The sequence below is a fragment of the Massilia atriviolacea genome (assembly GCF_003953935.1).
GTDB lineage: Bacteria > Pseudomonadota > Gammaproteobacteria > Burkholderiales > Burkholderiaceae_D > Telluria_A > Telluria_A atriviolacea.
In genome coordinates, this window is the sequence record NZ_RXLQ01000003.1 from 109,016 (window position 1) to 132,298 (window position 23,283).

24 protein-coding genes are annotated in these 23,283 nt (G+C 69.0%); 14 read left to right on the forward strand and 10 right to left on the reverse strand.

What is annotated here, in order from left to right; genetic code table 11:
- Positions 1-4: 4 nt before the first annotated feature.
- The 4 genes from EJB06_RS05790 to EJB06_RS05805 all read right to left on the reverse strand — a co-directional run bounded on the left by EJB06_RS05790 (position 5) and on the right by EJB06_RS05805 (position 4,635).
- Positions 5-1,420 (reverse strand): Dyp-type peroxidase, encoded by a 1,416-nt coding sequence (locus EJB06_RS05790; RefSeq protein WP_126073072.1) that lies wholly within the window; start codon positions 1,418-1,420, stop codon positions 5-7.
- 26 nt (positions 1,421-1,446) lie between these two features.
- The gene (locus EJB06_RS05795) at positions 1,447-1,905 is read right to left on the reverse strand and encodes a hypothetical protein (protein ID WP_126073073.1); all 459 of its coding nucleotides are present in this window, start codon (positions 1,903-1,905) and stop codon (positions 1,447-1,449) included.
- Between the two features lie 166 nt (positions 1,906-2,071).
- Positions 2,072-2,806 carry an SDR family NAD(P)-dependent oxidoreductase gene (locus tag EJB06_RS05800; RefSeq protein ID WP_164557831.1) on the reverse strand — a complete coding sequence of 245 codons (735 nt, stop codon included), beginning with the start codon at positions 2,804-2,806 and terminating at the stop codon, positions 2,072-2,074.
- A 5-nt stretch (positions 2,807-2,811) separates the two neighbouring features.
- Positions 2,812-4,635, reverse strand: a complete 1,824-nt coding sequence (locus tag EJB06_RS05805) for a radical SAM protein (protein WP_126073075.1) — start codon at positions 4,633-4,635, stop codon at positions 2,812-2,814.
- A 128-nt stretch (positions 4,636-4,763) separates the two neighbouring features.
- Here EJB06_RS05805 and fabZ point away from each other — a divergent pair, with 128 nt between their 5' ends.
- Genes fabZ through EJB06_RS05875 form a run of 14 tightly spaced genes read left to right on the forward strand, consistent with a single transcriptional unit; the run spans position 4,764 to position 17,896 of the window.
- Positions 4,764-5,231, forward strand: a complete 468-nt coding sequence (gene fabZ, locus EJB06_RS05810; RefSeq protein WP_164557832.1) for a 3-hydroxyacyl-ACP dehydratase FabZ — start codon at positions 4,764-4,766, stop codon at positions 5,229-5,231.
- The gene (locus tag EJB06_RS05815) at positions 5,228-6,430 is read left to right on the forward strand and encodes a beta-ketoacyl-[acyl-carrier-protein] synthase family protein (protein WP_126073077.1); all 1,203 of its coding nucleotides are present in this window, start codon (positions 5,228-5,230) and stop codon (positions 6,428-6,430) included. Before fabZ ends, EJB06_RS05815 begins: the two co-directional genes overlap by 4 nt.
- A complete protein-coding gene (locus EJB06_RS05820) occupies positions 6,427-7,443 on the forward strand; it encodes a beta-ketoacyl synthase N-terminal-like domain-containing protein (RefSeq protein WP_126073078.1) in 1,017 nt (338 codons plus the stop codon). Before EJB06_RS05815 ends, EJB06_RS05820 begins: the two co-directional genes overlap by 4 nt.
- A complete protein-coding gene (locus tag EJB06_RS05825; protein WP_126073079.1) occupies positions 7,440-8,708 on the forward strand; it encodes a beta-ketoacyl-[acyl-carrier-protein] synthase family protein in 1,269 nt (422 codons plus the stop codon). The genes EJB06_RS05820 and EJB06_RS05825 overlap by 4 nt, the downstream gene beginning before the upstream one ends.
- Complete coding sequence (locus tag EJB06_RS05830; protein WP_126073080.1) at positions 8,705-9,850, forward strand: beta-ketoacyl synthase N-terminal-like domain-containing protein; 1,146 nt, start codon at positions 8,705-8,707, stop codon at positions 9,848-9,850. Before EJB06_RS05825 ends, EJB06_RS05830 begins: the two co-directional genes overlap by 4 nt.
- Positions 9,847-10,581, forward strand: a complete 735-nt coding sequence (locus EJB06_RS05835; RefSeq protein ID WP_126073081.1) for an SDR family NAD(P)-dependent oxidoreductase — start codon at positions 9,847-9,849, stop codon at positions 10,579-10,581. Before EJB06_RS05830 ends, EJB06_RS05835 begins: the two co-directional genes overlap by 4 nt.
- Positions 10,578-11,252, forward strand: coding sequence for a nitroreductase family protein (locus EJB06_RS05840; RefSeq protein WP_164557833.1), 675 nt, complete (start codon positions 10,578-10,580; stop codon positions 11,250-11,252). Before EJB06_RS05835 ends, EJB06_RS05840 begins: the two co-directional genes overlap by 4 nt.
- Complete coding sequence (locus tag EJB06_RS05845) at positions 11,253-11,666, forward strand: acyl carrier protein (RefSeq protein WP_126073083.1); 414 nt, start codon at positions 11,253-11,255, stop codon at positions 11,664-11,666.
- A gap of 4 nt (positions 11,667-11,670) precedes the next feature.
- The gene (locus tag EJB06_RS05850) at positions 11,671-12,723 is read left to right on the forward strand and encodes a hypothetical protein (protein ID WP_126073084.1); all 1,053 of its coding nucleotides are present in this window, start codon (positions 11,671-11,673) and stop codon (positions 12,721-12,723) included.
- Positions 12,720-14,087: an aspartate aminotransferase family protein gene (locus EJB06_RS05855; protein WP_126073085.1), complete on the forward strand. Its 1,368-nt coding sequence runs from the start codon at positions 12,720-12,722 to the stop codon at positions 14,085-14,087. The genes EJB06_RS05850 and EJB06_RS05855 overlap by 4 nt, the downstream gene beginning before the upstream one ends.
- Positions 14,075-15,112, forward strand: coding sequence for a radical SAM/SPASM domain-containing protein (locus tag EJB06_RS05860; RefSeq protein WP_164557834.1), 1,038 nt, complete (start codon positions 14,075-14,077; stop codon positions 15,110-15,112). The genes EJB06_RS05855 and EJB06_RS05860 overlap by 13 nt, the downstream gene beginning before the upstream one ends.
- On the forward strand, positions 15,109-15,900 hold the full coding sequence (locus EJB06_RS05865; RefSeq protein WP_126073087.1) for an SDR family NAD(P)-dependent oxidoreductase: 792 nt from the start codon (positions 15,109-15,111) through the stop codon (positions 15,898-15,900). The genes EJB06_RS05860 and EJB06_RS05865 overlap by 4 nt, the downstream gene beginning before the upstream one ends.
- A complete protein-coding gene (locus EJB06_RS05870; protein WP_126073088.1) occupies positions 15,900-17,198 on the forward strand; it encodes an aspartate aminotransferase family protein in 1,299 nt (432 codons plus the stop codon). The genes EJB06_RS05865 and EJB06_RS05870 overlap by 1 nt, the downstream gene beginning before the upstream one ends.
- Positions 17,195-17,896, forward strand: coding sequence for an SDR family NAD(P)-dependent oxidoreductase (locus EJB06_RS05875; RefSeq protein ID WP_126073089.1), 702 nt, complete (start codon positions 17,195-17,197; stop codon positions 17,894-17,896). Before EJB06_RS05870 ends, EJB06_RS05875 begins: the two co-directional genes overlap by 4 nt.
- A 384-nt stretch (positions 17,897-18,280) precedes the next feature.
- On the opposite strand, the gene EJB06_RS05880 is transcribed toward EJB06_RS05875, so the two are convergent.
- From EJB06_RS05880 to EJB06_RS05895, 6 genes are all read right to left on the reverse strand, one after another.
- Positions 18,281-19,426, reverse strand: a complete 1,146-nt coding sequence (locus EJB06_RS05880) for a lysylphosphatidylglycerol synthase transmembrane domain-containing protein (protein WP_164557835.1) — start codon at positions 19,424-19,426, stop codon at positions 18,281-18,283.
- Positions 19,423-20,088 carry a zinc dependent phospholipase C family protein gene (locus EJB06_RS05885; RefSeq protein ID WP_164557836.1) on the reverse strand — a complete coding sequence of 222 codons (666 nt, stop codon included), beginning with the start codon at positions 20,086-20,088 and terminating at the stop codon, positions 19,423-19,425. Before EJB06_RS05885 ends, EJB06_RS05880 begins: the two co-directional genes overlap by 4 nt.
- On the reverse strand, positions 20,085-20,249 hold the full coding sequence (locus tag EJB06_RS31735; RefSeq protein WP_164557837.1) for a hypothetical protein: 165 nt from the start codon (positions 20,247-20,249) through the stop codon (positions 20,085-20,087). Before EJB06_RS31735 ends, EJB06_RS05885 begins: the two co-directional genes overlap by 4 nt.
- Positions 20,246-21,697: a radical SAM protein gene (locus EJB06_RS05890; protein ID WP_164557838.1), complete on the reverse strand. Its 1,452-nt coding sequence runs from the start codon at positions 21,695-21,697 to the stop codon at positions 20,246-20,248. The genes EJB06_RS31735 and EJB06_RS05890 overlap by 4 nt, the downstream gene beginning before the upstream one ends.
- 91 nt (positions 21,698-21,788) lie before the next feature.
- On the reverse strand, positions 21,789-22,442 hold the full coding sequence (locus EJB06_RS31740) for a hypothetical protein (RefSeq protein ID WP_164557839.1): 654 nt from the start codon (positions 22,440-22,442) through the stop codon (positions 21,789-21,791).
- Positions 22,443-22,482: 40 nt separating this feature from the next.
- On the reverse strand, positions 22,483-23,283 hold the full coding sequence (locus tag EJB06_RS05895) for an alpha/beta hydrolase (protein WP_126073093.1): 801 nt from the start codon (positions 23,281-23,283) through the stop codon (positions 22,483-22,485).

A 23,283-nucleotide genomic window follows, 5' to 3' on the forward strand; every position in this document is an offset into this window, starting at 1 on the left:
AGCGTCAGGGCAAGCGCGCCAGGTACAGCAAGCCTGTGATGCTCGGGAAAAAGCAGTACACCCCGCCGCGCGTCCTCACCAGGCGCGAAAAGCCCTCCAGCACCCGGTTGGCGCTGCCGTTCGGCCCCTTGCCGGGCAGGGTGAACGCGCTCGACGCCGGATCGTTCACCCCGGACAGCACATCTTCGCCGCTGATGTTGAACACCGCGTTGCCGTCCGCCGCGCCCCCCGGCCCCGTGGCCGATTTCACGAAGTCGTGCTTCCGGTTCCATTCGCTGCTGAGGAATTCGAACTGCTTGCGGATGCTGGCATTGATGAAGTAACCGATCAGCCCGCGCGCCCGCGTGTCCGGCCTTGCCGGATCGTACTGCGGACCGTAGGGCATCGAACGCCGCACGATGCGGTGATGGCTGCTGCCGCTGCCGATGACGGCGGCGCCGCGCGGATTGTTGCGCCGGATGTGGGCGCCGATCGGGCACTTCAGGCCCAGGGTGTCGTCCGCGGCCGGGTCGGGGCTGACGAAACCGAAATTGTTCAGTTGCGCATCGGGCAGCGGCGCGTCCAGCGCGTGCGGCGCCAGGGCCAGCGGTTTGCCGTTGCGCCAGCGTCCCATGAGCTTTGCCGCCAGCAGGTCGGTATCGATGCCGGCATCGGCGGCATGGCGGGCCAGCATGGCCTCGAAGCCGGCCACATCCTGCTCGAGGATGCGAAAAACGCCATAGCTGCTGTTGGCCGATAGTTCCGGCGGCAACACGCGGTAGCTGCCGCCCGCCGCGTTGGGGTGACCGAGCAGGAATTCCCCTGGCGGGACCGGTTCCTGCGCATCGAGCGCAAATTGCTTGCGCGGCGGCATGCCGATGATCGCCGGTTGCGCGATCCCGTGGCGATAGCCGAAGTGCACGGTCCCGTCCGCGAATTCGCCGCCATCGTGCACGTACAGCTCGCTCACACTGCCGCCGAAGGCCGCCCGCAGTTGCGCCGAAACATGCTCCATCAGGGCGGCCGAATCGCGCACCCACAGACTCAGCAGGATGTGGACCCGGGTGGCGTCGCCCAGCCCGCCAATCCAGTGCCGCGGCGCGCTCGGGCCGACGTCGCCCACGGTGGCGGCGGACACGGCATCGGTCGCGCCGCGCTGGAAGGCGGGATCGAAGCTGGCCAGCGCGCCGGCACCGACCCCCAGCGCAGCCAGCCCGGCCGCGCTGAAACTGATATTGAGGAACGCGGCGGGTGTCGGCACGCCCAGCCTGGCGCTTGTGATGGCCGGCAAGCCATCGGCGCCCCGCACCAGCGCCCCGATCAGCTTGCGGGTCGCAAGCGCATCCGTGATCGTCAGCACGAAATGCCGCGCCAGCTTGACGCGGTAGCCGCGCAGGATCAGGCCTTGCACGTCGTCCAGGTCGATCGCGGATTCGCTCATCGCTGCCTCCCCTTGCCGCCCATGCCTCAGATGGCGGCCAGGATGTGCTGCACGGTGTGCGGATAGGCGGCGTAGAAATACGTGTTGGGAAGATGTTGCGAGGCATTGTGTTTGGCAATGAAGGCTTCGAATTCCGCCACATGGTCGACCACCGGGGTGATCGCCGCGCCGCCCACCACCAGCGACAGGATCGCGTCGAACTCGGCGCTCAGCTGGACGGTGAAGTCATGGATGTACGCACTGAAATCGCCATCGAAGGAGGTGATGATGGCAATCACCAGATTGTCCGATGGCAGCAGGGACGCCAGGTCCGGCTGCAGGTCCGCTTGCGAGCGGTCGAGCAGGATGAGGCGGGCATAGTGGACCGTGCCGATCGCCTGGATCGCCGCCTCGATCGCCGGCAGCAGGATGGTCAGCCTGGCGACGACAGTGGCCGCACTCGTACCGGGAAGTACCGGCGTCAGTAAGGTCAGGGGACTGGTCATGATGGGCCTCTTTCTTGAAGACACAAGATGCGCGGCCGGCAGGTTGGCGGCCGCGTCCCGTGTCAGCAAATGATAGGCACATCTGCGCGCCGCCAGGCCCGCCGGCACGGGCCGCCCGCTTGATTCAGCTTAAGTCCGCGCGGCCTTGCCGCAGGCACATTCCCGCTTACACCGCGCCGTCGATGACCACGGTCGCTCCGCTCATATAACTATTCTTGTCCGATACAAAGAATGCGGCCGCTTGCGCCACTTCCTCCACCGTTCCCAGGCGCCCGAGCGCGCAATGGCGCAGGTATTCCGTCATCTTCGCGGCCGGCACGTTGCCGCTCACGCCTTCGTCGAGCACGCCCGGCGCCAGGCAGTTGACGGTAATGCCGTAGCGGCCGACTTCCTTCGCCAGCGCTTCCGTCATGCCCTTGAGCGCCGCCTTGGCGGCGCTGTAGTGCACCGGCGCCTGCATCATCTTCACGCCCGCCAGCGAACTGATATTCAGGATGCGCCCGCGCTTCTGGTGGATCATCCCGCGCAGCACCGCCTGGGTGGTCAGAAAAGCGCCCTTGACGTTGGTGTTCATCATGCGGTCCCAGTCTTCTTCCTCCATCAGCGCCAGCGGCACCACCTGGCCGATGCCGGCGTTATTGATCAGGATATCGATCGCCCCCGCATCCGCCTCGATGGCGCGCACCATGCCCTGCAGGCCCGCCTTGTCCAGCACCGACACCTGGAACGCCCACGCCTTCACGCCCAGTTCCCTGAGCGCGGCCAGCACGCCCTCGGCTTCCGCCACCGAGCGCGAATAATTGAAGGCCACGTTCGCGCCTTCGCGCGCCAGGGCCATGCACAGCGCGCGTCCGAGGCCGCGCGAGCCGCCGGTGACCAATGCGGTCCGACCGTCGAGCATTCCCATTATTCGAGCACCACCGGTTTGGCGCCGCCAAGGCCGATCGCATGCGGCGCGCGCGCCGGCGTTTCGCCGACCCCGATCCCGGTCAGCGCCTGGCGCGTATCGGTGCGGTGGAACTGCACCACCTGCACCGGCGCGTCCGTGGTCCAGGGCTTCTTGCCCCATGCCGCCAGTTCGGTGTCCGGGCCCTTGGCCGCGCCCCGGTGGAACATATTGAAGCCGCAGGCCGGCATGATGCGCCCGTCCACCTGCGGATAATGGTGGCAGCACTTGCGCAGCCGTTCCAGGTCGAAGTCGTGGCGGTCCATGTAGTGGTGCAAAAAGATCGACTTGGCCTGGCGCTCGCCCAGGTGGATCGCTTCCTTGGCGCTGACCGGCCGGTTCGGGAACATCACATCGATCGTGCGCCGCAGCGCCGCCAGGATGTCCGCCGAGCGCTCGATCTCATCCTGGCGCGCGAACACGTCGTGCACCACATCGCTCATCGCATCGTGGATCTCGGGCGAGGCGCCCAGGGTGGCCGAGGAACGCAGCAGGGTGCCGTGCGTGCGGAAGTCGACAAAGCGCCCGAACGGAATATGGGTCCCGTCGTTCATGCGCAGCAGGTAGCTGAGCGAGACGCACTGGGGGTGCGAACAGGGCAGGGGCGCGAAGTCGCTCACTTTGAGCTTGCCGCCGGTCTGTTCTTCGATGGCCTTGATCACGCCGGGAATCGTCAGCCGGTCCATCGGGTCGTGCGCGAACTGGCCGCCGCCCGCGCCGGTAAAGGCCACCGGCTGGAAGTTCAGCGACAGGAAGTGGTCCTCGGACAGGAACAGCTCCACCACCTGGCCGATCTGGTGCTCGTTGACGCCGCGCGCGGCCACGAAAATGAGCTGGGTCGGGATGTTGAGCTCCTTGAGCATCCTGAGTGCGGCGCTCTTTTCGTCGCACAGGTCGCGCCCGCGGATTTTTTCGTGCGTGTCGGCCGTAAAACCGTCGAACTGCAGCGCGATGTAGGCGCCGCTGGCCTTGATCTTCTCGGCAAAGGCGCGGTCGCGCCCGAGCCGCAAGCCGTTGGTGATGATGACGATGCGGCCGATTTCCTCGCGCGTGGCAATGGCCACCAGTTCCATCAGGCGCGGATGGCTGGTCGGCTCGCCGCCCGACAGCGCGATCGACTCCACCTGGCCCTCGTTGCGCACCAGCGTATCGATCATGCGGGCGAACGCCTCGTTCGACAGGTGGTAGGCATTGGTGTTGTTGACGATGCAGACCGGGCATTCGAGGTTGCAGTAATCGGTGATCTCGATGATCGGCAGGCAGGTGTGCTGCTCATGGTCGCCGCAGGTGCCGCAATCGGTCGGACAGCCCTTGTCGGCTTGCGTTGCGAACACCAGCGGCTCGGTGCCGGCGCGCGCGTACGAGTAGGCGTCCACATAGTAGGCCGCGTTTTCCGACACCAGCGCTTCGGACGGGCCGCACTGGTCGCAGTTCTTCACGAAGTAGACCTTGCCGTCGCGGATCACCACATCGGCCGGCAGCAATGCCAGGCACCCGGGACAGGTCGATGTCGTGTGCTTGAAATAGTGGTCGCCCTGCTTGCCCGGACCGGCCTGGCCGCGCGCGAGAAAAGCCGCCATCCAGCCCTTGGCGTCGTCCGACACCATCTGTTCGGATGGGCCGCATTGATGGCAGCGGATCAGCCGCACCACGCCATCGTCGCGCAGCACCACGCGCGCTTCGATCGGCGTCGTGCAGCCGCCGCAGACGGCCATCTCGTGCATGAAGAAGGTGTGCTCGCGATCCTTGCGCACGGTGCCCGTGTCGCAGCTGGTACATTCCATGTGAACCTTTCAACGATGATCTACTGGTGTTGGGTGTTAGCTTTAGGATATCCTAACCTGAATTGCATGCTTTGAGTGGCCGTTCGGCGCCGCCGGCGGCAATCGACATGGTCAAAAAGGCAGCGTGGATGCGATACATACTTCTCGATAGAATTACGGCGCTTCAGCCGCCGCAACTGGCTTCGGGAGTCAAGTGCGTGTCGCTGTCGGACGATATCTTTGCCGACCATTTTCCGGGGCACCCCATCATGCCCGGGGCGATGATCATCGAATCGATGGCGCAACTGGGCGGCGTGCTGGTCGAAGCGAGCATGCGCGAACAAGGCCGCCACGACCTGCATGCGCTACTGGTCACGGTCGACCGCGCCAAGTTTCGCCACCAGGTGCGCGCGGGCGACAAGATCGAACTCGAATGCCACGGCATCGTCGTGCATGAAGACGGCGGCCAGGTGCGCGCCATGGCGCGCGTGGACGGCAGGCTGGTGGCCGAAGCCGAACTGGCCTTCGCCTTTGCGCGCGTGACCAATCCCAAGCTGCTGGCGCGGCGCCGCGAGGTGCTCAATATCTGGCTCACCGGCTCGGCCGAGGACGCATGACGGCAACGCGGGTGTTCGTGCGCGGCGTCGGCGCCATCACGGCATTGGGCGCGAACTGGCCCGCCTCGCTCCAGGCGCTGGCCGCAGGGCGCAGCGCCATCGGACAGGTCGCCGGTTTCGATGCGGCCGGCTTTCCCTCCACCGCCGCTGCGCAGATCGCGGGCTTCGCGCACAGCGGCGACCGCCGCCTGGCGCTGGCCAGGGTCGCCGCGCGCGAAGCATGGCAGGCAGCCGGCGTCGATGTCGCGCCCAAGCGGCTCGGCATCTTTCTCGGGGCCGAATCCGGCCGCGCGCCGTTTGCCACCTTGCATGGACTGACCCGTGGCGCCGGCGGCGGTGCGCGCTTCGACCATGCGCAGTTCGGCGTCAAGGCGGCGGCGCTGGTGGCCGAATTCGACGCCTCCATCATTTCGCCGGCGGCCGTGACATCGGCGCTCGCCCTTGAATACGGCGCGCATGGGCCGGCGGTGACGATGTCGCTGGCCTGCGCCTCGGGCGCCAGTGCGATTGCCGAAGCGGCGCGCGCAATCCGCCTCGGCCTGTGCGAAGCGGCCCTGTGCGGCGGCGTGGGCGCCGATGTCGATCCGATGATGCTGGCCGGTTTCGGCCGCGTCGGCGCCCTGAGCGCGCGCGGCGTGTCGTGCCCGTTCGACCTGCGGCGCGACGGTTTCGTGGTCGGCGAGGGCGCCGCCATGGTGGTGCTGTCGCGCGAGCGCGGCAATGCGACGGTCGAACTGGCCGGCGAAGGCCGCAGCCTCGACGCCCATCACCTTACCGCTCCCGACCCGCAGGGCGATGGCGCCGCGCGCGCGATGCGTATCGCGCTTGCCGCCGCCGGACTCGATGCGGTCGGCTACATCCAGGCGCACGGCACCTCGACGCCCCTCAACGACGCGGTCGAAGCGCTGGCGCTGCGGCGAGTGCTGGGGGCCAGCCTCGACGCCGCCCATGTCAGCTCCGTCAAAGGGGCGCTCGGCCACTGGATCGCCGGCGCCGGGGCACTCGGCTTCCTGTGCGCGCACGCCGCGCTGGAACGGGGCATCGTGCTGCCGACCGCGAACCTGACGCAGCCCGACCCCGCCTGCGCGCTTGCGCACGTGAGCGGCGGCGCGCTGCGCGCCAGCGTCGACGCGGCGCTGGTCAACGCCTTTGCCTTCGGCGGCGCCAATTGCAGCCTGGTGGCGAGGCGCTGCGCGTGAGGCAGGTATATATATCCGGCGCGGCCGCCGTCAGCGCGTTCGGCTTCGACTGGCGCGGCATGTCCGGCCATGCCGGGTTTATTCCCAGCGGCCAGCTGTCTTCAACCCATGGCGGCGTGATGGCGTCCGAAGTGCCTGCCATCCCGCCGCGGATCGATGCGGATGCGCGTGCGCGCAAGCTGATGGCCCATCCGGCGCGGCTCGCTGCGGTGGCCCTGCGGCTGGCGCTGGAGGACGCGCGCTGGAGCGCCCAGGAACGCGAGCAAGCGGCGCTATACCTTGGCGTGGGTGCGTCCGGCTGCTCGATGGAGGAACTGAGCCGCATGCTGGCAGCGAGCATCGCCGATCATGCGTTTTCGCTGGAGCGGTTCGGCGGCGCCGGGCTGGCGGCCTGCAATCCCCTGTTCGCGTTCCAGTTGATGAACAACTTCACGCTGTGCCATGGCGCGATCCTGAACGGCACGGGTGGCCCGAACAGTGCGTTTTACTCGCGCGGGACCGGCACGCTGGCGGCATTGGGCGAGGCGCACTGGCTGGTCGCGTCCGGAGAATGCGATACGGCGCTGGCCGGGGGCGCCGATTCGGCCCTGCATCCGGTCACCTGGACGCAGCTCGACGCCGCCGGCTACCCTGCGGGCGGCTTCGTTCCGGCCGAAGGCGCCGGCCTGCTGGCCCTGTCCGCGCGCGCCGAGGGGGCGCTGGCGACGCTGGACGCCGTCAGCTTCCACAGCGCCCGCGCCTGGGAGCGCAACCCCGGCTTGCTGCCGGACGAGGCGCGCGACGACACCATCGTCGTGATTGCGCCCTGGGGCAGCGAAGCGCGCCGCCGGCTCGGCCAGCAAAATGCGTTCGACGTCAGCCTGGGTTTCGGTGACGCGCTGGCCGCCGCGCCGGCGCTGGGCTGGTGCGTGGCGCTCGACCTGATCCGCCAGGGCCGCTGCCGGCGCGCTACCGTGCTCAGTGCCGGCATCGATGGCGGCCTTGGCGTCGCACAGTTCGGGAGCGTGGCATGACGCGCGCCGTCATCACGGGCGCGGGCGCGGTCAGCGCCTTCGGCGTCGGCGTGCCTGCCTTGTTCGACGGGCTGGCACATGGCCGCACTTGCATCGCCCCGATCCGCTCCTTCGACGCGTCCGCGTTCGACACGCGCGTGGCCTGCGAAGTGGCAGGCGCCGGTATCGGGCGCGGCTGGCTGCGGGACCATCTCGGCCATCTCGGCGGCGCCGAAGCGGTGCTCGACCGCTACGAACGCGCCGGCGCATGGCGCGACCGCAAGTGCATGTTCGCCTTGCTGGCCGCCGTTGAAGCATGGCGCATGGCCGGCTGCGGGCCGGGCGACGACGAGGCCTCGCTGGTGATGGCGCTGGGCCTGGAACAGGCTTTCCTCGACGACTTCGGCCCCATGTTCAGCGGGCAGGAGATCGACTGGTCCATCGGCGGCCACACGGGGATTCGCTTCCGTTCCGACGTCGACCTGGGCGCGCGCCTGGTCGGCGATGTCCTTGGCCTGTATGGCCCGGCCATCGTCAACGCCTCCGCCTGCGCCGCCGGCGGGCTGGCGATTGCCCATGCGGCTTCCCTGATCGAGCGCGGCGCCGCGTCCATCGTCCTGTGCGGCGGCGCCGATTCGATGGTCAATCCCTTCGGCCTGGGCGGCATGTCGCGCCTCGGAGCGCCGTCGCCGCGCAACGACAGCGATGCCTGCCGCCCGTTCGACCTGCGCCGCGACGGGCTGGCGATCGGGGAGGGCGCCGCCATGTTGATCGTGGAATCGGAGCAGCGGGCCGCCAGCCGTGGCGCGCGCGTGCTGGCCCGTGTACTGGGCTATGGCAGCACGCAGGACGCTTACCGTGTCACCGCGCCGCGTCCGGATGGCGCGGCCGCGCGGCGGGCGATGGAACTGGCACTGGCGCGCGCGCGGCTGTCACCGAAGGAAATCGGCTACATCAACGCCCACGGTACCGGGACGCTCCTCAACGACGTGGCCGAGGCGCGCGCCATCGCCGCCGTCTTCGGCCCCGGCGCGGTGCCTGTCGGCTCGGTCAAGGGCGCCATCGGGCACCTGATGGCGGCGTCGGGAGCGATCGAAGCGGCCGCCTGCCTGCTGCCCTTCGACCGCAATCTGCTGCCGGGAACGGCCAACCACCGCGACCCCGATCCGCAGTGCGAGGTGGACGTGATCGGCGCGCCGCGTGCGGCGAGCGTCGACGCGGTGCTGAGTAATTCGTTCGGCTTCGGCGGCCAGAACGTGTCCCTGATCCTCGGACGGCCCGCATGAAGGCATTGCTGACAGGCCGCGCGTGGCGCACCCCGCTCGGTTCAGGCATCGGCGACGTGGTCGAGCGCCTGCTGGCCGGCGAACGCGCGGCCCAGCCCAATGCGCGCTTCGATGCGCGCAGCTACGCTTGCACCCTGGCCGCCACCATCGCGGAGCCGCCGGCGCCGTCGCGCCACGCGCGCTTCCTGCGCCGCATGGGCCTGTACGCGGTCGAGGTGGCGGCCGAGGCGATGCGAGACGCCGGCGTGACGGGGAGCGAGCGGGTAGGGCTGTTCTTCGGCTACGGAGGCCTGCGTGCGCACTGGGACGACCTGATGCCGGCGTTCGAGCACCAGCAGACCGATGGCCACGGTGCATGGGACCGCGGCCTGGCGCTGCTGCATCCGTTCTGGATCCTGCAGCATCTGTCGAACAACGCCCACGCCATCGCAGCCCAGGAACTGGGCGCGCGCGGCGAAGGCGCGACCTACGGCGGCGCCAATGCCGGCGCGCAGGCGCTGGCCGGGGCGATCCGCGCGCTGGCCGCCGGCGCCGTCGACGTGGCGCTGGTGGTCGGCTACGACAGCCTGGTCGAGCCGGAAACGCTGGTCGAACTGGCGGCGCGCGGTTCGTCGGTGTCGACCGTGCTGGCGGCGCCGTACGATATGGCCGCGCAGGGTTTCGTGCCCGGCGAAGCTGCGGCGGCGCTGGTCCTGCGGCGCAGCGGCCCCGCGCGCGCGGCCATCGAAGCGCTGGACGGCGCCGATGGCGAAAAGGGCGAGCCGCAGGCGGCACTGCTGGCGCGCCTGGTACGCTCGCTCGCGCACCCCGGCGACGCGGTCGACGGCTGCGGCCTGGCGCGGACAGGCTTCGACTCGGCCGAGCGCCGGGTGGTGGCCGACGTCACCGGCGCCGACGCGCCCCTGTGTTGTATCATGAGCGCCATGGGACAAATCGGCGCCGCCACTTCAGTTGTTCAAGCCATCGCGCTGGCAGAGCTGCTGCGACGCCAGCAACTGCCGCCGGTCGCCGCGTTGCGCGACGCCGCGCCCGGGCCCTTGCGCCCGATTCTGCTGGCCGAAGCATCCGGTCGCCGCTCCGCCATCGGCCTGTCCGCCAGCGCGCCGGGCCTGGCGGGGATCGTCCGCGTGGCGCTGCCATGAAGACCGCGCTCGTTACCGGCGGCTCGCGCGGCATCGGCGCGGCCATCGTGCTCGCGCTGGCGCGCAAGGGCTTTACCGTCATCCTGAACTACCGCAGCGACGATGCCGCCGCCTCCGGCGTGGCCGAACAGGTCGCGGCGCTGGGGGGCGAATGCGTGCTCGCGCGTGCCGACGTGTCGGACGTGGCGCAGGTCGATGCGCTGTTCGCCGACATCGACAGCCGCTTCGGCCAGCTCGATGTCCTCGTCTGCAACGCCGGCGTGCTGCGCGACACGCTGCTCGGCGCCAGCGAGCCGGCCGATTTCGACGATATTTTCTCGGTGAATATCTCGGGCGTGGTCAATTGCTGCCGCCAGGCCTCGCGCCGCATGGTGGCGCGCCGGCGCGGCGCGATCGTCAACATGTCGTCGGTGGCGGCCACGCGTCCGGGCCGGGGACAGAGCAACTACGCGGCCTCAAAAGGCGCGGTCGAAGCTTTCACCAAAGCGCTGGCGGTCGAACTGGCCCCGCGCGGCATTCGGGTCAATGCCGTGGCGCCGGGCGTGATCGAGACCGACATGACGCGCGACATCCGCGCGCTGGCGCCGCAAGAACTGAACAAACGCATCCTGCTCCGGCGCGTGGGCGGCGCGCATGAAGTGGCGGCCGTCGTCGCCTTCCTGTGCGGCGACGAGGCCAGCTACGTCACCGCGCAGGTATGGCATGTGGACGGAGGATTCAAGGCAGAATGAACGAACAGACCACCCTCGACTGGTTTCTCTCGCGCCGCAGCACGCGCGAATTTTCCGGCCGCCCGGTCGAGCGCGAGACCATCGAACGCCTGCTGCTGGCGGCTACCAGCGCGCCCTCGGCCAGCAACCGCCAGCCGTGGCAGTTCGCCGTGGTGCGCTCGCGCAGCCTGCGCACCAGTATCGCGGAGGCGGTGCGCGAGCGCGCCGACGAGATGAAGGCGGTCATCGCGCGCGGCCACCACGCCGAGGACTACGGCAGCTACGGCGACTTTTTCCATGAACCCTTGATGAGCGCCGCCGTCATCATCGTCCCGCAGTACCGCCAATTCCCCGACCTGATCGCCAACCTGCTTGCCTCGGGTGGCGCCGATCCGTCCGCGTACCACACCGCCGGCGCCATGCAGGCCGAACTCTGCTCCACCAGCGCCGCCGTCATGAACCTGCTGCTGCAGGCGCACGCCAGCGGCCTTGGCGGCTGCTGGATGGCGGGGCCGATGATCGCGCGCGACCGCATCTGCGCGCTGCTCGGCATCGCCGCACCGTGGCAGATGGTCGGCGCGATCGCGCTGGGCTATCCGGCCGGGCCCGCACCCGAACAAAAACCCCGCAAACCGCTGGGCCGCGTGGCCCGCTGGTTCGACGACGAACATACCGATGAGGACAACGCCTGAATGACCACCACCACGCCCCAGGAAATCGAAGATACCGTACGCGCCATCGTGGCCGAATCGCTGGCCATTCCCGCCAGCGACGTGCCGCCGACGGTCAGCCTGATCGGGGAACTGGGCGCCGAGTCGCTCGATTTTCTCGACATCGTCTTCAAGCTCGAACGCACCTACGGCATCCAGGTCACGCGCGGCGAACTCGAACGCGCAGCGCGCGGCGACATGTCCGACGACGAATTCGCCCCCGGCGGCGTGATCTCGGAGGCGGGCCTGGCGCGCCTGCGCGAGCTGATGCCCGAGGTGGCCGGCCAGATCAAGCCGGGCCTGCATCCGGGCCAGATTCTCGGCCTGTTCACGGTGCAGACCTTCGTGCACCTGGTGGTCGGCAAACTCGCACAGCGCAGCGCCAACGTCGCCTGACGCCATGACACGCTGGATCGGCGGCCCGCTGTTCGACGCCTGTTTCTTTTTCGGGAGCGGCGTCGTCGCGCTGGCGGCGGGCCTGCTGATGCTGGCCGCGCCAGCCGCCGTGCTGCCGCTGTGGTTCGCCTGGATCTGGCTGGTGGAAGGCCCGCACCTGTGCGCCACCTGGCAGCGCACCTACCTCGACGCCGCCTTTCGGCGCGAGCGCGGCCGCCTGCTGTGGACCAGCCTCGCGTGGCTGCTGCCCGGACCCGTCCTGCTGGCCGCGAGCTGGATCGGCGGCCGCCCGGAGCCGTTCCTGCTGTTCCTCGGTTTCGTGGCGCTGTGGTCCTTCCACCATGCGGTGCGCCAGCACCACGGCATCTTGTCCGTGTACCAGCGCCTGGGCCAGGCCGATGCCGCCGCCCGCGCGGCAGACACGCGCCTGCTGCACGGCATCTTGTGGGCCGCCTTCGGCCTGCTCGCGCTGGCGCATCCGGCCAACCTGGACCTGGCCGGACGTGTCGCCTGGGGCGCGCATGCGATCGTCGCGCTGGCCGCACTGCTGGCGGCCGCCGTGCTGGCCTGGGCGGTGCTGCTGGTGCGGCGCTGGCGTCGCGGCAGCGCGCTCAGGCCGGGCGTGTTCGGCCTCGTGGTCGCGGTCGGAACGACCCTGTTTTCCCTGTTCGCGGTCGGCATGCGCGAGCCGCTGCTGGCCAATCCGCTCACCACCGAACAGGTGTTCATGGCCGCCACCATCGTCGGCGGCACGCTGCACGGCTTGCAGTACATCGGCATCGTGATCGCCACCGAACGCCGGCGCGTCAAGCCGGTCCGCGCAGCGGGACCGGTGCTGGCGTATGCGCTCATGCTGGCGGCGTCGCTGCTGTACGTGGCCCTGAACCTGGCGCGCGGCGGGGCGCCGGTGGGCGCGGCGCCAGGTTCGGCATCGGCCCAGGTGTTCCTGGCCCTGTACTGGGGCCTGTTCTGCCACCACTTCTGGCTCGACCAGAAAATCTGGCGCCCATCGACCGACGCGCGCCTGCGCGCCGAACTCGGACTGGGCGCCGCATGAAGCAAAGCGAACATCCGGTCTCGCAGGCGTACGCGAAGTACATCAATCCCTCCTTCATCGAGTTGCTCGGCGTGCTCGGATATGGGCGCGTGTTCGTGCGCGCCAGCGACGTCTGGCTGTGGGACAGCGAGGGGCGGCGCTATCTCGACTGCCTGGCCGGTTTCGGTTCGGTCAACCTGGGTCACAACCATCCGGCACTGAGCGCGCGCCTGCACCAGCTGCTCGACGAACAGGTGCTGCACTTTTGCCACACCGGGCCGGCCGCCGGGGCGGCGGCGCTGGCAGAAGCGCTGGCGCGGCGGCTGGCCGCACCGCTGGAAATGAGCCTGTTCGCCAGCAGCGGCGCCGAAGCGGTGGAAGCGGGCCTGAAACTGGCGCGCGCCGCCACCGGGCGCAGCGACTTCGTCTCGTGCGATGGCGGCTTTCACGGCACCACCTTCGGTACCTTGTCGGTGATGGGCGCCGAACGCCTGCGCCAGCCGTTCGAGCCGCTGCTGGCCGGCTGCCACCGCATTCCCTTCGGCGACCTCGATGCGCTGGACCGCGTTCTCAAGGCCCGCAAGCCGGCCGCCTTCCTGGTCGAACCGCTGCAGGCCGAAGGCGGCGTGATCCTGCCGCCGCCCGGCTACCTGCGCGCGGCGCAGGAGCTGTGCCGCGCGCGCGGCACGCTGCTCGTGCTCGACGAAATCCAGACCGGCCTTGGCCGCACCGGCACGCTGTTCGCGCACCAGGCGGAAGACTTCGTGCCCGACGTGCTCTGCCTCGCCAAGGCCCTGTCGGGCGGGCTGGCCGCCATTTCGGTGGCGCTGACCTCGCGCGCGCTGTTCGACAAGGCCTACGGCGGCGCCGGGCGCTTCGACCTGCACAGCTCCACCTATCAGGGCAATGCGCTGGCCTGCGCCGCCGCACTCAAAACGCTGGAACTGATCGATGAGGAAGGCCTGGTCGCGCGCAGTGCGCAAAAAGGCGCGCGGCTGCTGGACGGGCTGCGCGCACGCCTGCGCGGGCACCCGCTGGTCAAGGACGTGCGCGGACGCGGGCTGCTGGTCGGGATCGAATTCGGCCCGACCGGCAGTTCCTGGCTCGACAAGCTGGCGCCTGCGCTGGTGGACAAGGTCTCGCAGGGCATGTTCGGCCAATGGGTGGCGCTCAGGCTGCTGGAAGCGGGCATCCTGGCCCAGCCCGCGTCGTCGCGCTGGAACGTGCTGCGGCTGGAGCCGCCGCTGACCATCGCCGACGCCCAGATCGATGCGGTGGTCGAGGCGCTCGGCGCGATTCTCGACGAGTATCGCTCGATCGCCCCTGTCGTGGCCGACGTCACGCGCCGCGCAGGCGCGCAATGGAGGGGCGGATGGCAGTTCTGAAAGGCCCGGGCCTGTTGGCCCGCACCAGCCGCGACCTGCGCTTCTTGGGCGGCATCTTGCGCAAGCATCCGTTCCAGGTGCTGGTGCAGGTGACCAACCGCTGCAATATGCGCTGCTCGTTCTGCGGCTTCTGGCCGAACGGCGTCGCGCCGCGCCTGGAACTGAGCGTGGCCGACTACCAGCGCGTGGCGGCCGAGCTGGCGCGGATCGGCACCTTCCTGGTGTCGGTCGAAGGGGGGGAGCCGCTGCTGCGGCCCGATATTATCGACATCGTGCGCGCCTTCGGGGAGCGCCATGCGCCGGTCCTGTACACCAACGGCTGGTTCGTCGACGACGCCAAGGCGCAAGGGCTGTTCGCGGCCGGGGTGGCGCAGGTGGGCGTGTCGATCGACTTTGCCGACGCCGCGCGCCACGACTCCAAGCGCCGCCTTGACGGCGCATTCGACCAGGCCTGGCGCGCCGTGGACACCTTGCTGGCCCACGCGCCCCATGGCGGCGCCCAGGTGCATGTGATGACGATCCTGATGAAGGAAAACCAGGACGACATCGAAAAGCTGCTGCAAATGAGCGCGGCGCGCGGCGTCGGCCATTGCGTCACCTTGCTCTCCACCGACGGTTTCAGGCGCGCCAAGAGCGACGCAGACCAGCTGCCGGACGCCTCGCTCAGCGCCCGCATGCTCGACCTGTGGCAGCGCTATCCGCACCTGCGCACCTTCCGCGACTACCTCGAGCGCATGGACGCTTTTGTCGAACGCGGCCCCATGCCGGCCTGCCACGCCGGCGAGCAGTCGTTCAACATCGACCATCTCGGCAACGTCTCGCCCTGCATCGAGCGCATCGATTCGGTGGCCGGCAACGTACGCGACGAAGCGCTGGCGCAGATCGTCGCCCGCATGCGCGGGCTCGATTCCGTGGCGCGCTGCCAGGATTGCTGGACCCTGTGCCGGGGCTTCACCCAGGCGCTGGGGCAGGGCTCGACCCTGCGCTCGCTGTCGGACCTCACCACGCGCATGCGCTCCCAATGAACCATGAAACGGACTACCCTGTGATCGACTCCGACGCCTCCACGCCGCCATTGCGGCTCGCGGGAAAACGCTGCCTGGTGACGGGCGGCTCGCGCAACCTTGGCCGCGCCATCTGCCTGGCCTTTGCCGCCGCCGGCGCGCGCGTGGCCTTCACCTATGTCAAGGACGACGAACAGGTCGAGGTCACGCGCGCCATGCTGCGCGAGCTGGGCGCCGAGCCGCTGGTATTCAAGGGATCGGTCACCGATGCGGCGCACGCCAGGAGCACCGTCAACGCCGTCGTCGCCGAATGGGAGGGCCTCGACATCCTGGTCAACAACGCCGGCGTGATGCAGGTGCTGCCGATCGCCCTGCTGGAGGAGGACGACTGGGACCTGGTGCTCGATACCTGCCTCAAGGGCGCGTACATTTTTTCGCGCGCCGCGCTGCGGCCCATGCTGAGGGCAAAAAAAGGCCACATCCTGAACATCGGCTCGATCGCCGGCGAGCGGATCGTCGAGTCGCCCGTGCATTACGCGGCTGCCAAAGCGGGCCTGCAGGGGTTCACGCGCGCGCTGGCCAAGGAAGTGGGACGCTACGGGATCGCCGTCAACGACCTGTCGGCCGGCCTGCTGGAAGCGGGCATGGGGCAGCAGGCGCCCCAGTACCGGCTGGACGACTACACTACGCACTGTCCGCTGGGCCGCACCGCCACGCTCGAAGAAACCGCCGCTTTCGTCGCCTGGCTGGTATCGGACGAGAACAGCTTCATGAGCGGCGCGCGCCTGACCTTCGACGGAGGCTTGTGATGGACGCGCTCCTGCACCAGGGCTACGACGATTTTCGCGCCTTCGTGAACCCGCTGGTTTCCATGCGCGCGCGCCTGAGCAGCGAACCTTATTTGCTCGAACGGGTGGAGCAGGGCCGATTGGTCGACACCGACGGCAAAGCGTACATCGACCTGCTGGCCGGCTGGGGCACGCAAGCCTTCGGTCACCGCCCGCCTGCCATCGAGGCGGCGCTGATGGCCTTCCTGGACGGTAGCGCGCCGTCCTTCTACCCGTCCGGCATCAGCCCGTACGCCGGGCTGCTGGCCAGCCGGCTGCACCAGCTTACCGGCTACGACGCGGCGTTTTTCGCCAGCGGCGGCAGCGAGGCGGTGGAGGCCGCGCTGAAGCTGGTGCGCGGCGCCAGCGGCAGGCCGCGCATCGCCTGCGTGCAGGGCGCCTACCACGGCTGCACGTTCGGCAGCGTGGCGATGATGCAGGCAGGCCCGTACCGTGACATCTTCGGCCCGCACCTGCCCATGGTCGACGCGCTGCCCTTCGGCGACATGCAGGCGCTCGACAAGGCGCTGGCCGATTCCTCGCTCGCCGCCATCGTGGTCGAGCCGATCCAGGTCGAAGCGGGCGTGCGCCTGCCCGATGCCGGCTGGCTGGCGCGCCTGTGCCACGGTACGGGCGAGCAGGGCGTGCTGCTGGTGGCCGACGAAATCCAGACCGGCCTGGGACGCACCGGGCGCTTTTTGTCGAGCCAGGACTGGCCGCGCCGCCCCGATGTGGTCACCCTCGGCAAGGCGCTCGGCGGCGGCCTGATGCCGCTGTCGGCGATGCTCACGCGCCGGCCGGTGTTCGACGGCGTGTATGGCAAGTTCGCGCTGGCCGAGGCGCATGCCTCCACCTTCAGCGGCAATGCGCTCGCCTGCGTGGCCGGGCTGGCGGCGCTCGACCTGCTGGACGACGCCATGCTGGCCGAGGTGCGGCGCAAGGGCCGCCTGCTGCGCGACGCGCTGGAGGAATTCGTCGCGCCATCGCCACTGGTCGAGGCGATCCGTGGCGACGGCCTGATGCTCGGCATCGCGCTGGCCGCCCCCGATCATCCGTGCTACCAGTTCGACTACCTCGGCGTGCCGGAACTGGCGGCGCAGCCGGCCATCGGCATGCTGCTGGTGCACCGGCTGTACAAGGCCGGCTACATTGCGCAGATTTGCGGCCACGCGTGGCAGGTACTGCGCGTGCAGCCGTCGTTGACGATTTCCGACGACGAGCTGCTGGCCTGCGTGCACGCCCTGCGCGAGGCGCTCGACTGCCTGTGGGACCTTCAATGAAACGCGTACTTGTACTTGGCGGCAGCGGCGCCCTTGGCTCGGCCCTGCTGCGCGAACTGAAACGCAGCGGCGCCGATGCGGTGTTGACTTACTGCCACCGGGCGGACGCCGCCGCCGCTATCGGCCACGAACTCGGTTTCCCGGCCTACGCGGCCGACTTCATGCAGGCCGATGCGGTCGATGCTCTGTTCGATTCGCTCGCGCGCGACGCACGCCTGCCGGATGCGGTGGTCCACTGCGCCGGCGTGGCGCCGATTGCCACCGTCGGCGCGGTGACGGCGGCGTCGTGGGACGCAGTCCACGCCGTGCACGGACGCGCCGCGCTGTTGTGCGCGCAGCAGATGGAACGGCGCGGCCTGCGCGGTGCGCTGGTGCTGGTGGCCGCCCTCGACGGCGTGCAGCCGGTGCCCGCGCCCGCGCATTACGCGGCCAGCCAGGCCGCCATGTGGGGCCTTGTCATGGCGCTGGCCAAGGAGCTCGGCCCCAAGGGCATCCTGGTCAACCTGGCCGTGGTGGGCGTGCTCGATGGCGGCATTGCGGCGGCGCTCGACCCCAAGCTGCGCGAATCGTACCGGCGCTATTCGGCGCTGGGCCGCACCGGCACCTGCGTGGAGGCCGCGCGCGGGCTGCGCTGGCTCGCGCTGGAAAACACCTACCTGAACGGCGCGCAGTTCCCGCTTACCGGCGGCCTGGGATGAACCGTGCCGGCGGCGCCTGCATGCTGCTGTTGCTGGCCATCCTGGCGGTGCAGAAGACGCAGGATGGCCTGGCGCCCGAACTGCTGTGGATGTGCCACGTCACCAGCGCCATGCTGGCGCTCGGCCTGGTCGCCAATGCCGCGCCGCTGATCGCCACCGGCTTCCTGTGCCAGGCCGCCATCGCCATGCCGGCCTATGTGCTGCATCTGGCGACCGGCGGCCATACCTCGGTTGCGTCCTTCCTGCTGCATGTGTCGGCCCCGGTGCTGGGCGCGCTGGCGATGCGCGGCAGGCGCATGCCGGCGGCCATTGCCTGGATCGCGCTGCTGCTCTACCAGCTGCTCATTGCACTGAGCCAGGCGTTCACGCCCGAAAGCATGAACGTCAACCTGGCGTTTCGCCCGTGGGACCCGCTGGCCGGATTCCTCCCATCGGGCTGGCCGGTGCGGGTGCTGAATCTGGCGCTGATGCTGGCCCAGTTGCAGATGGTGCGCTGGCTCTGGAACCGCAGCGTGGCGGCGAAGCCTGGGTGAAGACCTTGGGCAGCTTCCATGCGCCCGCGCGCCGGAACTCGCGCGCCAGCACCGCGGCGCCGGGGACGGCCACCAGATACCAGCACAGGACGCGCAAGGTCACGCTCACGGCCATCCCCTGCGGCGTGAGCGTGGGATCGAGCATGTAGCTCGTCGCCACTTCCGCCACGCCGATCGCGCCCGGCACCGGCGCCAGGTAGGCGATCATCAGGCTGGTCGAAAAGATGGTCAGCGCTTGCAGCCAGGTCAGCGTAAAGCCGAAATGGGCGGCCAGCAGCCAGCCGATGGCCACATAGGTGAGCAGGAAAATCACCGACGCCAGATGGCATACCAGATGCTGCAGGTCGCCCGACTTGCCGATGGCGGACACTGCATGCGCGCTCTGGCCGATGCCGAGCAGCGTTTTTTGCCACAGGCCGCCGCTCTTCATGACGGCGGCGCGCCGTTCGGTCCAGCGCATCACCGGTCCCGGAAAAAACGCCATCAGCGCGAGCAGCAGCGCAATGCCCAGCAGCGGCGCGGTCAGGAGCGGCAGGCCGGCCTGCAGGGGCGCCGGCAGCGGGATGGCGTGGCCGAAGGTGAGCGTGACGCACGACACCAGGCAAATCCACAAGGTCATGTAGATGCTCTTGCTGACCGACGCCGCCAGCGCATGCGGCATCGGCACGCCCTGGCGTCCGAGCATGAACATCATGGCCGGCGTGTGCAGTTCGGCGCTGGGCGTGATACTGGTGACGAAGTAGCTCACGCAGGTCAGGCGCAGGCCCTGCGCGAAACGCAGCGGATGGCCGAGCACCGCCAGCATGCTGCGAAAGCGGATCCAGTCCAGCAGGTAGAACAGGCAGGTCAGCGCCCCAAGGCCCAGCCACAGGAGTGCGGGAATGGCGCCGATCAGGGCCAGCACGCCACCCAGGCTGGCGCCGCTGGCATGCGAGAAGAAGCGCGCGGTCAGGAAGACGGTCAGCGCGAACAGCAGGGCGAACAGGATTTTTTTCAAGAGGGACGGGTCGCTTCGATGAAGGTCAGGTAGATGGCCGCCAGGTGGCCGGCGGCGGTGGGGATGATCTGTTCGGCCTGTGCTGCGAATTCGGCGCGCGTGAGGGAACGGCGCAGGCCGAGGCGCTTGAGCAGGCGTCCCCAGTGGTGGTTGGTGCGGTCCGGCGCGAAGCCTCGGGTGAATGCGGCCAGGCCGGCGGCGGCGTCACGCGCGTTGGCGTACTGGCGCGGTATGTCGAAGGGCAGCGCCGCCAGTTGCGGGCCATGGGCCTCGACGTACCATTCGTAGCCGTCGGTCAGGTGCGCCACGCGGCTGGCGTGGACCGGGCAGGCCATGTCGATCACCAGATGCGAGGCCATGCCCAGCTGCACGAAGGCGCGCGCGTGCTGGCCGGCGCGCCAGGCCGCGAGCGCGCGCTCGACATGCTGCTGCGCTGTGGCCGGCGCGCTGGCCGTCAGGAAGGGAACGAATCCGCCGCCGAGATGACGGCCGGAGAAGTGGTTCAGGGACCAGTGTTCCCGGATTGTGCGGCGGCGCGGCATCCAGCTTACGTCTGCGCGGATCGCACCCAGTACCAGCGCATCGTGGAAGCGGTTGAAGCACGGGTCGTCGATCTTGCGCACGGCAAGGCCGATCACCAGTTGCAGGCCGTTGTACCTCACCGATCGGCCGACGCCTGGTAGCGCGCCAGCAGGGCAAGCAGCTCGCCGTAGCGGCGCTGGCCGCCGTGCTCGGTGCAGAAGCGTTCGATGTGCGCGAGGAACAGGGGAATGGCCTCGTCGGGCAGGTCGAGCGCGCGCAGGATGTCCTCCCGCTCGCTCATGACACGGCCAGCCTGCCGCTGCCCAGGGTAGCCACCGGTGCGCCAGGCGCCACCGAAAAGCGCGTGTCGCGGTCGCGGTACAGGATGTTGTAGGCGCACGATGGCACGTTGCGTCCGTCCGCTTCGCGGATGCCCACGCAGCACTGGCGTATGCGGTCGGTGTCGAAGGTTTCTTCATCCATGTGCGAGTGGATGTAGATCGCTTTCGAACTCTGTTCGCCGATGCGCATGCGCTGTTCCGTGCTAAGGCCCGGTGCGAACATGCGTGCCAGCAGGCCCTTGAGCGTGGCCAGGATGATGTCGCTGTCGGGACTTTCCATCTCGCCGGCCCACAGGCGCGTGATCACGTCCTGCAGGCGCAGTTCCACCTGCGGGGTCGGTTCCAGGTACAGGGTGCCGGTCAGGAGGGCGCGCAGGTCGGCGCGCTCCATGAAGCGGGTGAAGGGCAGCCAGCGGCCGTCGTCCAGGCGCAGCATGTAGGTGATCAGGTAGCACATCGGATGGCTCGATGGCGACGGCACGAAGTCGTCGATGCGCAGTGCGCCGCCGGTCTGCTTTTCCAGGTCGGCCAGCACGTCGTAGGTGGTGTAGCGGCCGCGCCGGTCGAAGCGCGCGCCGCCCTGGCCGGTAAAGGTCATCGTGTGCAGTTCGACGCTGCGGATGAAGTCCTTTTCCAGCGCCAGTTTCACGAAAGCGCCGACTTCATGGTCGTTGCTGCCGCGCGCGAGGACCGGCAGCAGGGTAGTGTCGACCTTGTGTTTTTCGAGCAGGGCCAGCACCCGCATCTTCGCCTGGTAGAAATTCCCGCCCAGCATATCGATGTTCGTCCCCGGAGTGAACGAGTCGAACGACAGCACGATGCGCGCGTCCAGTGCCGCCAGCCGTTCGAGCAGCCATTCATCCTTGAGAAAGCGCAGCCCGTGGGTGGAGATGGTGATGCGGTTGATGCCTTCGGCATGGCACAGTTCCACCAGCCGTTCGAAGTCGGGGTGCTGGGTCGGTTCGCCGCCGGTCAGGTTGATCATGCGGTTGCCCGGATCGGCGCGCCGCACGTGCCCCAGGATGGCGCGCAGCTGGTCCTGCGACATGTGGAACGCACCTTCGTTGCGGTTGTGCGTATAGCAGATCGGGCAATCGAGATTGCAGGCCGACGTGATCGGCACGATCGGCAGCAATACCTGCTGTTCGTGGCTGGTGCACGGGCCGCAGTCGAAGGGGCAGCCCTGGCTGGCCGGTGCGGCGCCTGCGGGCGGGGTCAGGATCGGCGCTTCGTTCATGGTGGCGTCGTACCAGGCGGCGTTGGACGAGACGACGACTTCTTCGGAACCGTGCCGCGGGCAGCGCTTGCGCATGACCACCCGGCCCGCGCTGCGCCAGATGGTGGCGTCGACGCTGCGTTTGCAGGTCGAACACAGGCTTGTCGTTGCGCGTACCAGCTCGTCGCTCATTGAGATCCATTCGGCAAATGCCGGACCAGTCCGGGGTGCTGTGATTGTAATGGCAACGCGGTCGATCGCAAAGCGTTCACCTGTATCGCGTTCACGGGCGGTGCGTACCGGCCGGCGATGCGCACAGCGGATGCGCTTTGAGCGCGGCCAGAAAGTCCAGGTTCCTGTTGCGCGCAATCCGCTTGTTGCGCGCGTAGGGCGCCAGCGCCGCATCGACATCCTGGCAGCCGTTCCTGAGCAGGCAGATGGCGATGACCGGCAGCGGATACGCGTAATGCAGCGGATTGGCGGCGACGTCGTCGATCAGGCCCTCGCCGACCGCCAGCAGGCGCTCCATCTTCGGGATGTGATGTCGCGCCAGGCGCTCGACGATCTCGCCGCAGGTCCTGTCGATATCCATGCCATCGTGCACCCGCACCACGCCGCCGGCATCCGGGCTGAATTCCTTGCGTTCTTCCGACAGCGAATTGAAGAACATCGTGTCGCCGTTGAACAGATTGCTCTCGTACGGCAGCGCCAGGCCGGCCAGTACCTCGTGCACGATGCCGCCGGCGACCTCGCACGACACATACACGCCGCCCGCATTGCGCAAGTAGTCGAACGCCAGGCCGCCAAGGGGCTTCCTGGTGACCTTGTCCATGATCCTGATACCGTTCTTGAGTGGCTTGAGCAGCACGATATCGGAATAGGGCTCGCCAAGCCGCGCGGCCAGCGCCGCCTTGAACTGCAATGTGGTGGTGTTCAACGAAGTAGACTCCTGCGAAAGATAAAGAAAGGCGCCGTTGTCATTCGCCGGACGGCAGGAACGGCGCCACCATGCCCGCCCACCGGGCTTGCCAGCAGCAGGCATGGCCGAATCCCGGCACCACCGTGACCGGCGGCCGGGCTCCGGCCGGGAAGCGCGCCGCGTAGGCCACCGGCACCGCCGGCGGCACCACCGTGTCATCGGCGCCGACCCAGTGCTGCTGCGGCACGCGCGCCAGCTGCGCGGCGTAGTCGGCCGGATTGAGCGAGGCTGCCAGGGGGGACAGGCGCTGCCGGCGTGCCCATTCCACGGTATCGAGATTGGCGGCGACGGTCAGCAGCAGGGCGACGTCGGCGCGGCGCGCGGCCAGCAGCGCGGCCACGGCGCCGCCGCCCGAATAGCCCACCAATACCAGGCGCCGCGCGCCGGCGCGCTGCATCAAGCGGTCGAGCGCAGTGTCCATGCTGTCGATGACCTCGGGCCCATAGCGCGCATCGGTCCACAGCGCGCTGCGGCAGGCGGCGGGGAGGGCGCGCGCCTGGAACTGGCAGGGCCGCGCCAGGTACGCCACCGCGCCGTGCGGATGGCGCAGCGCCAGTTGCAGCGCCACCGGATGCACAGGCGTGGGATCGGGCGAGATGGTATTCGCGTTCAGCCACGCCAGGCCGTCGCCTTCCAGGTAGACCGTTAACGTCGCGGCGGGCTGCGATGCGGGGCTGTAGACGGCAAGGGAAAATTCTCCCGCCTCCAGCGTGTGGCGTTGCCAGCCGGCTTCTGCGGCCATCGCATCGGCCTGTTGCAAGCGCAGGGTCGGATCGAGCGTTGCACAGCCGCTGTGCAT

Bases quoted from the DNA above. Each gene is read 5' to 3' on its own strand.
- EJB06_RS05790 (WP_126073072.1), bottom strand. From the start codon at position 1,420: ATGAGCGAATCCGCGATCGACCTGGACGACGTGCAAGGCCTGATCCTG.
- EJB06_RS05795 (WP_126073073.1), bottom strand. From the start codon at position 1,905: ATGACCAGTCCCCTGACCTTACTGACGCCGGTACTTCCCGGTACGAGT.
- EJB06_RS05800 (WP_164557831.1), bottom strand. From the start codon at position 2,806: ATGCTCGACGGTCGGACCGCATTGGTCACCGGCGGCTCGCGCGGCCTC.
- EJB06_RS05805 (WP_126073075.1), bottom strand. From the start codon at position 4,635: ATGGAATGTACCAGCTGCGACACGGGCACCGTGCGCAAGGATCGCGAG.
- fabZ (WP_164557832.1), top strand. From the start codon at position 4,764: ATGCGATACATACTTCTCGATAGAATTACGGCGCTTCAGCCGCCGCAA.
- EJB06_RS05815 (WP_126073077.1), top strand. From the start codon at position 5,228: ATGACGGCAACGCGGGTGTTCGTGCGCGGCGTCGGCGCCATCACGGCA.
- EJB06_RS05825 (WP_126073079.1), top strand. From the start codon at position 7,440: ATGACGCGCGCCGTCATCACGGGCGCGGGCGCGGTCAGCGCCTTCGGC.
- EJB06_RS05830 (WP_126073080.1), top strand. From the start codon at position 8,705: ATGAAGGCATTGCTGACAGGCCGCGCGTGGCGCACCCCGCTCGGTTCA.
- EJB06_RS05835 (WP_126073081.1), top strand. From the start codon at position 9,847: ATGAAGACCGCGCTCGTTACCGGCGGCTCGCGCGGCATCGGCGCGGCC.
- EJB06_RS05840 (WP_164557833.1), top strand. From the start codon at position 10,578: ATGAACGAACAGACCACCCTCGACTGGTTTCTCTCGCGCCGCAGCACG.
- EJB06_RS05845 (WP_126073083.1), top strand. From the start codon at position 11,253: ATGACCACCACCACGCCCCAGGAAATCGAAGATACCGTACGCGCCATC.
- EJB06_RS05850 (WP_126073084.1), top strand. From the start codon at position 11,671: ATGACACGCTGGATCGGCGGCCCGCTGTTCGACGCCTGTTTCTTTTTC.
- EJB06_RS05855 (WP_126073085.1), top strand. From the start codon at position 12,720: ATGAAGCAAAGCGAACATCCGGTCTCGCAGGCGTACGCGAAGTACATC.
- EJB06_RS05860 (WP_164557834.1), top strand. From the start codon at position 14,075: ATGGCAGTTCTGAAAGGCCCGGGCCTGTTGGCCCGCACCAGCCGCGAC.
- EJB06_RS05865 (WP_126073087.1), top strand. From the start codon at position 15,109: ATGAACCATGAAACGGACTACCCTGTGATCGACTCCGACGCCTCCACG.
- EJB06_RS05870 (WP_126073088.1), top strand. From the start codon at position 15,900: ATGGACGCGCTCCTGCACCAGGGCTACGACGATTTTCGCGCCTTCGTG.
- EJB06_RS05875 (WP_126073089.1), top strand. From the start codon at position 17,195: ATGAAACGCGTACTTGTACTTGGCGGCAGCGGCGCCCTTGGCTCGGCC.
- EJB06_RS31735 (WP_164557837.1), bottom strand. From the start codon at position 20,249: ATGAGCGAGCGGGAGGACATCCTGCGCGCGCTCGACCTGCCCGACGAG.
- EJB06_RS05890 (WP_164557838.1), bottom strand. From the start codon at position 21,697: ATGAGCGACGAGCTGGTACGCGCAACGACAAGCCTGTGTTCGACCTGC.
- EJB06_RS05895 (WP_126073093.1), bottom strand. From the start codon at position 23,283: ATGCACAGCGGCTGTGCAACGCTCGATCCGACCCTGCGCTTGCAACAG.